At 56.4% G+C, this 13,111-nt stretch carries 11 protein-coding genes and 1 pseudogene; 2 read left to right on the forward strand and 10 right to left on the reverse strand.

Features of this window, described 5'->3' with window-relative positions:
* Positions 1-40: 40 nt before the first annotated feature.
* A complete protein-coding gene (fabB, locus tag C0557_RS17270) occupies positions 41-1,255 on the reverse strand; it encodes a beta-ketoacyl-ACP synthase I (protein WP_074777108.1) in 1,215 nt (404 codons plus the stop codon).
* Positions 1,256-1,410: 155 nt separating this feature from the next.
* On the opposite strand from fabB, the gene mnmC reads away from it, so the two are divergent.
* Positions 1,411-3,411 carry a bifunctional tRNA (5-methylaminomethyl-2-thiouridine)(34)-methyltransferase MnmD/FAD-dependent 5-carboxymethylaminomethyl-2-thiouridine(34) oxidoreductase MnmC gene (gene mnmC, locus C0557_RS17275; protein ID WP_208659779.1) on the forward strand — a complete coding sequence of 667 codons (2,001 nt, stop codon included), beginning with the start codon at positions 1,411-1,413 and terminating at the stop codon, positions 3,409-3,411.
* 105 nt (positions 3,412-3,516) lie between these two features.
* On the opposite strand, the gene C0557_RS17280 is transcribed toward mnmC, so the two are convergent.
* From C0557_RS17280 to prmB, 6 genes are read right to left on the reverse strand one after another with little or no spacing between them, the layout of a single operon-like run.
* Positions 3,517-3,795 carry a YfcL family protein gene (locus C0557_RS17280; RefSeq protein WP_208659781.1) on the reverse strand — a complete coding sequence of 93 codons (279 nt, stop codon included), beginning with the start codon at positions 3,793-3,795 and terminating at the stop codon, positions 3,517-3,519.
* 27 nt (positions 3,796-3,822) lie between these two features.
* Positions 3,823-4,362: an elongation factor P hydroxylase gene (locus tag C0557_RS17285; protein WP_074777112.1), complete on the reverse strand. Its 540-nt coding sequence runs from the start codon at positions 4,360-4,362 to the stop codon at positions 3,823-3,825.
* Complete coding sequence (locus C0557_RS17290) at positions 4,359-5,171, reverse strand: sulfite exporter TauE/SafE family protein (protein WP_074777113.1); 813 nt, start codon at positions 5,169-5,171, stop codon at positions 4,359-4,361. Before C0557_RS17290 ends, C0557_RS17285 begins: the two co-directional genes overlap by 4 nt.
* Positions 5,171-5,995 carry a penicillin-insensitive murein endopeptidase gene (gene mepA, locus C0557_RS17295; RefSeq protein ID WP_208659783.1) on the reverse strand — a complete coding sequence of 275 codons (825 nt, stop codon included), beginning with the start codon at positions 5,993-5,995 and terminating at the stop codon, positions 5,171-5,173. Before mepA ends, C0557_RS17290 begins: the two co-directional genes overlap by 1 nt.
* Before the next feature lie 3 nt (positions 5,996-5,998).
* The gene (aroC, locus tag C0557_RS17300) at positions 5,999-7,084 is read right to left on the reverse strand and encodes a chorismate synthase (RefSeq protein ID WP_208659785.1); all 1,086 of its coding nucleotides are present in this window, start codon (positions 7,082-7,084) and stop codon (positions 5,999-6,001) included.
* A gap of 37 nt (positions 7,085-7,121) precedes the next feature.
* The gene (prmB, locus tag C0557_RS17305) at positions 7,122-8,054 is read right to left on the reverse strand and encodes a 50S ribosomal protein L3 N(5)-glutamine methyltransferase (protein ID WP_007371038.1); all 933 of its coding nucleotides are present in this window, start codon (positions 8,052-8,054) and stop codon (positions 7,122-7,124) included.
* Between the two features lie 165 nt (positions 8,055-8,219).
* On the opposite strand from prmB, the gene smrB reads away from it, so the two are divergent.
* Positions 8,220-8,771, forward strand: a complete 552-nt coding sequence (gene smrB / locus C0557_RS17310) for an endonuclease SmrB (protein ID WP_043952862.1) — start codon at positions 8,220-8,222, stop codon at positions 8,769-8,771.
* A gap of 59 nt (positions 8,772-8,830) precedes the next feature.
* Here the strand turns inward: smrB and sixA are convergent, their stop codons facing one another.
* The 3 genes and pseudogenes from sixA to fadI all read right to left on the reverse strand — a co-directional run bounded on the left by sixA (position 8,831) and on the right by fadI (position 12,981).
* Positions 8,831-9,316, reverse strand: coding sequence for a phosphohistidine phosphatase SixA (gene sixA / locus C0557_RS17315; protein ID WP_064564811.1), 486 nt, complete (start codon positions 9,314-9,316; stop codon positions 8,831-8,833).
* A gap of 210 nt (positions 9,317-9,526) precedes the next feature.
* On the reverse strand, positions 9,527-11,674 hold the full coding sequence (gene fadJ / locus C0557_RS17320) for a fatty acid oxidation complex subunit alpha FadJ (protein WP_208659788.1): 2,148 nt from the start codon (positions 11,672-11,674) through the stop codon (positions 9,527-9,529).
* A pseudogene (fadI, locus tag C0557_RS17325) lies at positions 11,674-12,981 on the reverse strand (acetyl-CoA C-acyltransferase FadI). Before fadI ends, fadJ begins: the two are co-directional and overlap by 1 nt.
* Positions 12,982-13,111: the final 130 nt, after the last annotated feature.

Here is a 13,111-nt window from a genome sequence, read left to right on the forward strand (position 1 = left end):
AAGAGAGCCAGTGGCTCTCTTTTTCTGCTTGCAGACAAACTTATTTCAGTTTGCGCATCACCAGCGTGGCGTTAGTCCCGCCAAAACCGAAGCTGTTGGACATGACCGTCGTCAGCGCGGCTTCCATCGGTTTTGTCACGATGTTCAGACCAGCAGCCTGCTCGTCCAGCTCTTCCACGTTGATGCTCGGCGCGATAAAGCCGTGTTCCAGCATCAGCAGCGAGTAGATCGCTTCCTGTACGCCTGCAGCGCCCAGAGAGTGACCGGTCATCGCTTTGGTTGCGGAGATAGCCGGGCTGTTGTTTCCGAACACTTCGCGGATGGCACCCAGCTCTTTCACGTCGCCAACCGGCGTGGAAGTACCGTGGGAGTTCAGGTAGTCGATCGGTGTATCAATGTCTTGCATTGCCATCTTCATGCAACGCACTGCGCCTTCGCCTGACGGCGCTACCATGTCCGCACCATCAGAAGTCGCGCCGTAGCCAACGATCTCTGCGTAGATGTGCGCGCCACGCGCCAGTGCATGTTCCAGCTCTTCAACAACAACCATGCCGCCGCCGCCCGCGATAACGAAACCGTCACGGTGTTTGTCATAGGTACGGGAAGCTTTTTCTGGCGTTTCGTTGTATTTGGTGGACAGCGCGCCCATCGCGTCAAATTCGCAGGCCATTTCCCAGCACAGCTCTTCGCCGCCGCCAGCAAAAACGATGTCCTGTTTACCCAGTTGAATCTGTTCTACCGCGTTACCGATGCAGTGCGCGGAAGTGGCGCAAGCAGAACTGATAGAGTAGTTAACACCGTGGATTTTAAATGGTGTTGCGAGGCAAGCGGACACCGCAGACGCCATCGCTTTGGTCACCACATAAGGACCCACAGCTTTCAGACCACGCGGGCTACGCATCGCATCAGCACCGAAAACCTGAGATTTAGAAGAGCCGCCAGAACCTGCAATCAGGCCCACGCGCGGGTTGTTCTGATAAACCTCGTCTTTCAGGCCAGCATCTTCGATCGCCTGCTGCATGGAAAGATAGGAATAGATAGAGGCATCGTTCATGAAACGAACCACTTTACGGTCGATCAAACCAGTGGTGTCCAGTTTAACGTTACCCCACACGTGGCTGCGCATGCCGGAATCTTTAAATTCCTGAGAGAATGTGATCCCTGAGCGTCCTTCACGCAGAGATGCCAGGACTTCCTGCTGGTTATTACCAATGCTGGAAACGATGCCCAGGCCAGTAATCACTGCACGTTTCATTCAATACCCCTAAGTCGCACTAATTAAGTTTCGTGTCGCAAGATAGCGTACACTTGTACGCCGAACAAGTCCGATCAGACATTTTCGGCGGAAATTTGCGCCTTTCTTTGTCCCTCGTTAAGATCGAGGCACTGCCTGATGGACGAGTAACTTACGTGAAACAAACCGCTATACAATCCGCCAACCTCGAATTCAACGCTGAGGGTACACCTGTTTCCCGAGATTTCGACGACGTCTACTTCTCTAATGATAACGGACTGGAAGAGACGCGTTATGTTTTTCTCGGCGGCAACCAACTGGAACAGCGTTTCCCTGACCACCCGCGCCCGCTGTTTGTGGTCGCGGAGAGCGGGTTTGGCACCGGTCTGAATTTCCTCACGCTGTGGCAGGCATTCGCGGCTTTTCGCGCAGCCAATCCTGACGCTACCCTGGAAAGGTTACATTTCATCAGTTTTGAAAAATTTCCTCTCACCCAGGACGATCTGCGCAAAGCCCACGCGCACTGGCCGGAACTGACGCCATGGGCGGAACAGTTACAGGCGCAGTGGCCGCTGCCCTTTGGCGGCTGCCACCGACTGCTGCTCGATGAAGGTCGTGTGACGCTGGATTTATGGTTTGGCGATATCAATCAACTCACCGATACGCTCGATGATTCCTTAAACCAGCGCGTCGACGCCTGGTTCCTGGACGGCTTTGCCCCGGCGAAAAACCCGGATATGTGGACGCCAAACCTGTTTGCCGCGATGGCTCGCCTGGCAAGACCGGGCGGCACGCTGGCGACCTTCACCTCGGCAGGTTTTGTCCGCCGGGGTTTGCAGGAAGCGGGCTTTACCATGCGCAAAAGCAAAGGTTTTGGCCGTAAACGCGAAATGCTGACCGGCGTAATGGAGAACACCGTTGCGCCTGCGCCGCGTACGCCGTGGTTTGCCCGCGGCGGCACAGAGGTACGCGATGTGGCGCTGATTGGCGGCGGTGTCGCCAGCGCGCTGTTATCGCTGGCCTTGCTGCGACGCGGCTGGCAGGTGACGCTTTACTGTGGCGACGACGCGCCCGCCGAAGGCGCATCCGGCAACCGCCAGGGGGCGCTTTATCCGCTGCTCAGCGCTCACGATCCGGCGCTGGCCCGCTTCTTCCCCGCGGCGTTTACCTTTGCCCGCCGTCTGTATGATGCGTTGCCCGTGACGTTTGACCATCAGTGGTGCGGCGTCACACAGCTTGGCTGGGATGAAAAAAGCCAACAAAAAATCGCGCAAATGTTAACGCTGGATCTGCCGCCGGAGATTGCCTGTACGGTTGATGCCCAGGCAGTGAAAGCCGAAACCGGCGTGGAAACGGAATGCGGCGGCGTGCATTACCCGCTCGGCGGCTGGCTCTGCCCGGCGCAGTTAACGGCCGCCGCGATTAAGATGGCCTGCGAGCAAGGCCTGCAAGTGCATTATGGACATGATGTTGAACGCATGAGCCGTGAAGATCAGCGCTGGCAACTTCATTTCCGCCGTGGCGGCCAGCGAGCGCATGCAGCAATAGTGCTGGCCAACGGGCATCGCATTCATCATTTCCCGCAAACGGAGAAACTGCCCGTCTATCCTGTTGCCGGTCAGGTCAGCCATATTCCGACCAGCAATCTGCTCTCTGCGCTTCGCCAGGTGCTGTGCTACGACGGTTATCTGACGCCGCAGAACCCGCATAACCAGCAGCACTGTATCGGCGCCAGCTATCATCGTGGGCAGCAGGAGGCAAATTACAGCGAGGCGGATCAGCAGCAGAATCGCCAGCGGCTTATCGACTGTTTCCCGCATGCGGCCTGGGCAAAAGAGGTGGATGTCAGCGCTGGAGATGCGCGCTGCGGCGTACGCTGCGCAACGCGGGATCACCTGCCGATGGTCGGAAATGTCGCCGACTTTGACGCCACGCTGGCAGCTTACGCCCAACTGGCAGAACGGCCGGAAGAAGCGGTCAGCGCACCGGTCTACGAAGGTTTATTTATGCTTGGCGCACTCGGTTCGCGCGGTTTGTGCAGCGCTCCGCTGGCGGCTGAGATTCTGGCTTCGCAGATGAGTGACGAGCCGATTCCGCTGGATGGCGAAACGCTGGCAGCCCTCAATCCGAATCGTTTGTGGGTCAGGAAGTTATTGAAAGGCAGAGCGGTGAAGTGAAGATGGGTACATTTGCCGGATGGCGGCGTTGTTTTATCCGGCCTACAAACCCGTAGGCCCGGATATTGGCCGGATAAGCGTCAGCATTACCCGGCAAAACGCCCCTTAATGCGACTTCGCCTGCTGATAGAGGTTTTCCCACATGCCCATCACCAGCGCCTGATCGCGCGGCGACAGTTCTCCGGCCTGAATGGCGGTTTCCACACTACCGGTGACTTTCTGGTACAGATTTTCCGGCGAATGGTTATCTTCGCCTTCCAGTTCAGCCACCGCCAGCGTCAGGTGGCCGCGCAGATAACCGCCCGCAAACAACTCATCATCACTGGCGTGATCCACCATATTATCGATTAACGCCAGAATGCGTGATTCAAACTCCGCGATCATCTCTCTTCCTCTTTTGACAACATGGCTTCAAAGATCTTCCGGCCATGGGAACTGTTCTGCCGCTAAAGGCGGCGTTTGATAATAATCCTGTAATGCCTTGATAAAACGCGCCGGGCGCGGGGGAATACCCTGCTCCAGATACGCCATGACCTGCGCATGAACGCGGCGCTGGAACACGATACGATCCGGCTCGACATCGCCTTCCAGGTTGTCGCAACTGACATTAAACGGGAAACCCGCCGCCACGCAAAACAACCAGTCAAACGCCTGCGGTTTTACCTCAACATCCTCGAACTGCCCCTGCGTCGCCGCATCGCGGCCGTCAGGGCAATACCAGTAGCCAAAATCCACCTGCTTACGACGCTCGGCACCGGCGATACACCAGTGCGAAATTTCATGTAACGCGCTGGCATAAAAACCGTGAGCAAAAACAATGCGGTTATACGGCGCGTCTGCATCAGCAGGAAGATAGATCGGTTCGTCGTCGCCTTTAATCAGACGGGTATTAAAATCGTCGGCAAAGCAGCCATCAAAAATATCAATCAATTGTTGGTAGTGATGTGTCATACGTTCACCCCCAGAAAATGGAGGATCTCCTGGCCGTGACTGTCATAAAGAAGTTTTGCACTCATCACCGCCGAGACAATCACAATCATCGGACGAATGAGTTTTTGCCCTTTGCTGAGCACCAGACGTGAGCCCATCCGCGCGCCGAGAAACTGCCCGGCCAGCATGACGAAACCCGTGCCCCACATAACTTTGCCGCCAATAATAAACAGCAGCAGACCGCCGATATTTGAGGTGGCATTCAGCACTTTGGCGTGCGCGGTGGATTTCGCCAGGTTGAACCCTGCGAGCGTCACAAAAGCCAGCGCGTAAAATGAACCGGCGCCGGGGCCGAAGAAACCGTCGTAAAAACCGACACAGCCGCCGGACACCAACGCAAACGGCAGCCCGTACAAACGACGCTGACGATCGTCCTCACCCAGCTTCGGCATCAACAGAAAGTAGAGACCGATACAGATCACCAGAATCGGCAGGATTTGGCGCAGCACATCTGATTGCACATGCTGCACCAGCAGCGCGCCGGTGGTTGAGCCGATAAAGGTCATCAGAATATTGAGTTTCTGATCGGCAAGGTTCACCACTTTGCGGCGAACAAAGTACAGCGACGCAGAAATCGAACCGCCACAGGACTGCAACTTATTCGTTGCCAGCGCCTCGGCTGGCGTCATGCCTGCCGCCAGTAACGCAGGCACCGTTAACAGGCCGCCACCGCCCGCCAGAGAGTCAATAAAACCGGCCAGCAGCGCGACAAAAAAAAGCACCACCAGCAGTAACGGCGATACCATAAACAGTTGTTGAAAGAGTTCCATCAGAGTGCGTGTTCATCCAGTAAAGCCTGACAAGACGGCGGCAATGGCGGCGGCGTCTTTTTCTCAGGGATTGTGCTGCCAGGTTTCGCCGGTTCAAACCAGCTTTGCAGTTCTGCGCCGCAACCGTCGCCAGGCGGCGGCAGAGGTTGATCCTGGCACTCCAGGCTATCGGCCGGGCAGCGCAAACGCACGTGCATATGCGCGCGATGCTGGAACCACGGACGCACTTTACGCAGCCAGTCGCGATCGGTTCCGGCATCGAGGCAAAGTTGCTGTTTGATCGCCGGGTTAACGAAAATGCGCGTCACGTCGTTATCTTGTGCCGCCAGCTTGATCATGCTACTGATTTCCGGCTTCCACAGCGCGGGCACGACCTGCTTACCATCGCTGGAGACGAGATCCAGCGCCTGTGGTTTCAGCAACTGCGCGGCGCTCCAGCGCGTTTTCGGCAGTTGCAGGAAGATATCAACATCCAGCCCGGATTGATGGCTGGCGTGGCCGCCGTTGAAACGCCCACCTGCCGGCATCCCCATGTCGCCCACCAGCACCGTACCCAGCCCCAGATTGTGCACCTGATTGCTCAGACGCTGAATAAACAGTACCAGATCGGGATGGCCAAAGTAGCGCCGCTGGTCAGTGCGCATCACCTGATAGTTGTCCGATTGCAGCGGCAGCGCATATGCGCCAACGATACAGCCATTGGCGAACGCACCAATGGATTGCGGACTACCGGCGACCGGATGCGTCAGTTTTTGCCACGGTGTCGCCGCCGTCGCGGCGGCGCACACCAGCAGAGTAAACAGCGCAATTGCCGTTTTTTTCATCGTTTACCAGCGTGGAATATCAGTGGTGACATCAGCGTTTTGCGCACGCTGACGCAGGAAGTGATCCATCAGCACGATCGCCAGCATCGCTTCGGCGATCGGCACGGCGCGAATACCCACGCACGGATCGTGACGGCCTTTGGTTACCATCTCCACTTCTTCGCCAAAACGATTAATCGTGCGCCCCGGCACGGTAATGCTTGAGGTGGGTTTCAGCGCGATATTGGCAATAATTTGCTGCCCGCTGCTGATGCCGCCAAGAATGCCGCCCGCGTGGTTGCTCTTGAAACCCTGCTGCGTGATTTCGTCGCGGTTTTCACTGCCGCGCAGCTTCACGACTTCAAAGCCGTCGCCAATTTCCACGCCTTTCACCGCGTTGATGCTCATCAGCGCGTGCGCGATATCAGCATCCAGACGATCAAACACTGGCTCGCCAAAACCGGCCGGAACGCCATCGGCCACCACGGTCACTTTCGCGCCGATGGAGTCGCCCTCTTTTTTCAGGCCGCGCATCAGTTCGTCCAGCGCCTCGATTTTGTCCGGATCCGGGCAGAAAAATGGGTTCTGTTCGACCTGCGTCCAGTCTTTGATCTCCAGCGGGATCTCGCCCATCTGCGTCAGGCAGCCGCGAATAACAATGCCGAATTTCTGCGCCAGATATTTTTTGGCAATCGCGCCAGCGGCCACGCGCATTGCGGTTTCGCGCGCAGAGGAACGACCGCCGCCGCGATAGTCACGCAGACCGTATTTTTGTTCGTAGGTGTAATCCGCATGGCCCGGACGGAACAGATCTTTAATCGCGCCATAATCCTGCGAGCGCTGATCGGTGTTTTCGATCAGCAGACCAATGCTGGTACCGGTGGTAACGCCTTCAAAGACGCCGGACAGAATCTTCACCTGATCCGCTTCGCGACGCTGGGTGGTATAGCGCGATGTTCCCGGACGTCGTCTGTCGAGATCGTGTTGTAAATCGGCTTCGGTCAGCGGAATACCCGGAGGTACGCCGTCAACGATGCAACCCAGCGCCAGGCCGTGCGATTCGCCAAACGTGGTTACGCGGAAAAGTTGTCCAATTGTGTTACCTGCCATCACGGCTCCGTTGTCGTTGTTGGTGTTGAGCGTCGTTTTAATCTTTATAGATGCTGAAGTGTTCGCGAGCGGCAATCAGCTGCGCTTTGGTCAGCATAAAGACGCCGTCCCCGCCGTTATCAAACTCCAGCCAGGTGAACGGGACGTCCGGATATTGTTCCATCAGATGTACCATGCTGTTGCCGACTTCACAAATCAGGATGCCGTGATCAGCAAGGTAATCCGGGGCGCAGGCCAGAATGCGGCGCGTCAGTTTCAGGCCGTCGCTGCCTGATGCCAGGCCCAGTTCCGGCTCGTGACGGTATTCCGACGGCAGATCGGACATATCTTCTTCATCAACGTACGGCGGGTTGGTGACAATCAGGTCGTACTGCACTTTCGGCAGATCGCGGAACAGGTCGGAACGGATCGGCGTAACGTGGTGAATCAGGCCGTGCTCTTCAATATTGTGTTCGGTTACCGCCAGCGCATCCGCGGAGATATCGACCGCATCCACTTCGGCTTCCGGGAAGGCGTACGCCGTCGCAATAGCGATACAGCCGCTGCCGGTACACATATCCAGAATATGCTGCGGCTGTTGATCAATCAGCCCGGCAAAGCGGTTGTTGATCAGCTCACCAATAGGAGAACGCGGCACCAGCACGCGCTCATCGACATAAAATTCGTGGCCGCAGAACCACGCTTTGTTGGTCAGGTAAGCGACCGGAATACGCTCGTTAACGCGACGGATCACGCGCTCAACAATGCGGTGACGCTCGCTGGAAGTCAGGCGCGCGGTGCGCATATCTTCCGGGATGTCGAGCGGCAGATAGAGCGTCGGCAGCACCAGCTGTACCGCTTCGTCCCACGGGTTATCCGTGCCGTGACCGTACCAGATATTCGCGGCGCTGAAGCGGCTGACCGCCCAACGCAGCATGTCCTGAATGGTGTGCAGCTCATTCACTGCTTCATCGACAAAAATTTTATCCATAGTATCCCCCAGGCACATGCTCGCATTAAATTCGGCGGCTAGTTTGCCATGAAGACGGCGATAAATCAGCACCTCACGCGCCAGCCAGAGGGAAAAATGCATTTTGCTTCACCGGAGCCGCAGTGAGTCGGGTAAACTGAGGAAAAGAAAAGATGAGACGCACAGATGAAAAAGAAACCATCGCTTAGCGAGGAGGAACAGGCGTTGTTCCGGCAACTGATGACCGGTACGCGCCAGCTTAAGCAGGATACCGTGGTACATCGCCCGGCGCGGAAAAAAATCAGCGAAGTGCCGGTGAAACGATTGTTACAGGAGCAAGCCGATAACAGTCACTACTTTTCCGACGAGTTTCAGCCGCTGCTCAATACCGAAGGTCCGGTCAAATATGTGCGTGAAGATGTCAGCCATTTTGAGCTGAAAAAGATCCGCCGGGGCGATTACTCGCCAGAGTTGTTTCTCGATCTGCACGGTTTAACACAGCAGCAGGCGAAGCAAGAACTGGGCGCGCTGATCGCCGCCTGTCGCCGTGAACATGTGTTTTGCGCCTGCGTGATGCACGGCCACGGTAAACACATTCTGAAGCAACAGACGCCGCTGTGGCTGGCGCAACACCCGCATGTGATGGCGTTTCACCAGGCGCCGAAAGAGTATGGCGGTGACGCCGCAATTCTGGTGCTGATTGAAGTGGAAGAGTGGCAGCCGCCGGAGCTGCCCTGATGCCAGAAACGCCAAGAGCCGCATAAAGCGGCTCTTCGTTTTTTCAGGGTCCGGCGAATTCAGATGGCTTTACGCATCTTCAGGTTGCAGGGACTCATTTGCCAGTCAAAAACCCCTTTACCGTCTTCACCCAGCGTAACGCAGGCGATGGCGGAAGTGGTAAACATCGGCGGTGCTTCACCCGGGCAGAGCTCGGACACCAGGTAACCGACCAACGGCAGGTGAGAGATCACCAGCACAGAGGAGGTACCTTCATTCGCCAGCGCCTGCAAATAGGCACTGACAAGGCCGATATCGCCGCAAGGCGTCAGTTCCGGCAGGACCTCCACGTTGTCAGGCAGGTTCATACACTCCCCTACCTTTTCCAGCGTCTGTTCAGCACGTAAAAAAGGGCTGATCAGAACGCGTTCAATATCCACTTTTTGGCCTTTCAACCATGTTGCCATTTGACGGGATTCGTCACAGCCACAAGGGGTTAAGGGACGAACCGAGTCACTGGCTGCATCGAGGGCAGCGTCGCCGTGACGCATGATAAAAACTTGCATATTGCACCGCTTTTGTTAACCAGAATCATCAACACTTTCACTGCGAAATCATTTCGCGACGACGGAAAAGTATCGATGGCCGGGCATTGTGCCTGATCCATTCCATGAATGAAACGCTGTTTTTTACCTCAATGGTGTAAGTATAGTCAATCACTGTTTACAAAATAACCGCGAACGCCATGAGGAATAACAGAATTAAATTTTTAGACCTTAATTCACATCTTCAGTTTCTTTTTCCGACCAAAAAGTTACACCCTGCTCCGCCATACGTAACAGCGGTTCACAAGGCGCAAAGCGCGCGCCGTATTGCGCTTCCAGCCGCTGCAACCTCGCCACGACGTCGCCCGCTCCTGATGACGCTATATAGTGGAACGGCCCGCCTAAAAACGGCGGAAAACCGATACCGAATACGGCGCCAATATCGCCGTCTCGCGCGCTGCGAATAACTTGCTCATCAAAGCAACGCACCGCCTCGTTCAGCATCAGCAGCACACAGCGTTCCGCCATCTGCTCTGCCGATAATCGCCCGCCGCCGGAAACACCAATCAGGGGATAAATCGCCGGATCGGGCTGTTTTTTGCTTTTACGCCCTTTCACAGGGTAAAGATAGAAACCACGACCATTTTTTCGCCCTTTGCGATCGTCGTTCAGAATTGCGCTGACAATACTTGCAGGGGCGCTAAACCGTTCACCATAAGCGCTTTCCAGCACCGGGATAATTTTTGTACCGGTATCGATGCCCACTTCATCCAGTAACTGGATCGGCCCGACCGGGAAGCCAAATTTCACCAGCGCGCGATCAATATCGTCGATGCGCTCGCCTTCACTCAGCAGCCGGATGGCTTCATTAATATAGGGAGCAAGAATGCGGTTCACGTAAAATCCGGCTTTATCCGCCACCACAATCGGCGTTTTGCCCTGCTTTTTCGCCAGTTTTACCGTGGTAGCGATGGTCTGCTCATCCGTTCCGGCGTGAGGGATCACCTCCACCAGCGGCATTTTTTCCACCGGGCTGAAAAAATGTAATCCGATAACCTTTTCTGGTCGCGCGGCCTGGGCTGCAATATCGCCGATCGGTAAAGAAGAGGTATTGGAAGCAAAAATCGTATGAGCAGAACAATGGGCTTCCACTTCGGCCACCATTTTCTGTTTCAAAGCCAGATCTTCAAACACCGCCTCAATGACCAGGTCACGCTGAGCAAAGCCGCTAAAATCCAGCGTGCCGGATATTTTCGCCAACTGCTTATCGCGCTCGCCCGCTTTCAGGTAGCGACGACGCACTTTTTTATCCAGCTCTTCCCAACTGTATTTCAGCGCGTGGTTGATCCCTTTCGCATTAATATCTTTTATGCGAACTGGCAATCCTGCTTTGCTTGCCGTGACGAAAGCGATCCCGCCGCCCATTAATCCGCCGCCCAGCACACCGACCGTGTTCAACGGGCCAGGCTGCACCTCGCTGCCCGGATCTTTTTTAACGCGGGTACTGGCGAAGAACAGGTGGCGTAACGCCTGCGATTGCGGCGTCATCGCCAGTTGGCCAAATGCGCGCGCTTCCGCGTCGTAACCGCTGCTGCGCCCCTGCGCCAGCCCGGTTTCAATGACCGATAAAATGCGCGTAGCCGCAGGATAATTCCCCTGGGTTTTTTGCTCGGTTTTCTTACTCACCATACGGAACAGCAACGCGCGGCCAAGCGGCCCAGCGAGAACCCGTTCACGAACCGGCAAATGACGGCTGGTCGGCCGCCCCTGTTTGGCCAGATCAACGGCGGCCTCGAGTAGAATTGAATGCGGTACGACCTCATCCACCAGCCCGACTTTTAATGCCTGGCGCGGACGACGCTGTTTTCCGGTGAGGATCATTTCCAGCGCCGTACTGACGCCAACCAGGCGCGGCAATCGCTGTGTCCCGCCGGAACCGGGCAGCAGCCCTAATTGAACTTCCGGCAATCCCAGCATCGTTTTCCCGTCGTCGGTACAAATCCGGCGATGGCACGCCAGCGCCAGTTCCAGCCCGCCGCCCAGGCAAGCCCCATGAATTGCGGCAACCACCGGAATCGACAGCGCATGGATCTCCGCCATCACTTGCTGTCCCTGACGGGCCAGATCCTCGGCCTCTTTTGCCGTCTGGCAACGGGCGATCATATTGATATCCGCGCCAGCGATGAAATTGTCTGCCTTGGCCGAGATAAACACCACGCCACGCAGCGCCTTGTTGTCGCGGATCTGTTTCAGCATGGCGCGCACTTCACCGGCAAACTCCGCTTTCAGGGTGTTCATTTTTTCATTCGGTACATCAATGGTAACGACCGCGATATTGTCAGGACGCACATTAAGCGTAAATGCGGACATCATTGTCATTATTCAGCCTCCAGAACCATTGCCGCGCCCAGACCGCCCGCAGCACAGGCCGTGACCAGACCAAAGCCTCCGCCCCGGCGGTGCAGTTCGTGTAACGTTTGGGTGATCATGCGCGCGCCGGTGGCGGCAAACGGATGACCGTAAGCGATGGACCCACCCAGCACGTTAAACTTGCTGTCATCCACCTCGCCGGTGGCCTGCGAGCGCCCAAGAACCTCACGGGCAAAACGCTCGCTGGCCATCAATTTCAGGTTGGTTAAGGTCTGCGCGGCAAAGGCTTCGTGCATATCGAGAAGCGTCAAATCAGCCATCGTCAGCCCGGCCCTTTCCAGCGCCAGCGGCGTTGCCCAGGCCGGTCCAAGCAGCATGTCCTGTTGCACATCAATGGCGGTGAAAGCTTAGCTGCGCAAATATCCCAGCGGCGATAATCCCAGTTCCCGGGCGCGGGATTCGGTCATTAAAATGACAACCGCAGCCCCGTCAGTGAGCGGTGTACTGTTCGCCGCCGTCACCGTGCCATGCTGGCGATCGAAGGCGGGACGCAGCTTCGCGTAATCGGCCAGGCTGGAGTTATGACGAACGTTATTATCCTGTTCAACCGGATCGCGAAACGGCGGCGCATACGCAGTCATCACTTCATCACGCAGTTTGCCTTCAGCCCAGGCCTGCGCGGCTAGCTGGTGTGAGCGATGGGCCAGCGCATCCTGCTGTTCACGGCTGATGCCGTATGTTTTCGCCATCTGTTCAGCCGTATCGCCCATTCTCAGCCCGGTGGAATACTCCGCGACGGCGGGAGGAACCGGCAACAGGTCGCGCAAGCGCAAGCGGGAGAAAAGCTTCAGTTTTTGCCCCACAGTGCGGGCTTTGTTGGCATCTACCAGCGCACGCGCCAGCCTTTTACTGACGCCAATCGGTAAAACAGAGGAGGAATCCGCCCCGCCAGCAATACCGGCGCGGATAGTGCCCGCCAGCAAACTTTCGGCGACGTTGGCCACGGCCTGGAAACTGGTTGCGCAGGCGCGACTGACGCTGTAGGCATCAGTATGAACGCTCATGCCGGTGCCGAGCACGATTTCGCGCGCGATATTTGGCGCTTCCGGCATCTGCACAACCTGGCCAAACACCAGTTGTTCAATCACGTCTGGGGGAATTTCGCTGCGCGCCAGCATCTCTCCCACCACCATTTTGCCGAGATCGATCGCCGGAATGCCGTGAAAAGCGGTGGCCTGGCGGGCAAACGGGGTACGTAACCCACTGACAATGGCAATGCGGTCGCCCTGGCGGGTGACAAGCGGTAATGCCTTCATAACACTCCCCTGTTAACAGCGTATGCTTAAAGTGGTCTGACCTGATAACAGTCTTAACCAATTTTTTACATATAGCCAATGGGAGCGAGAGAAAAATGCGAGCTAAGGCACAGAGATGTTTAGCAAAACG

Source organism: Kosakonia sp. MUSA4 (assembly GCF_013085925.1).
Classification (GTDB): Bacteria; Pseudomonadota; Gammaproteobacteria; order Enterobacterales; family Enterobacteriaceae; genus Kosakonia; species Kosakonia sacchari_B.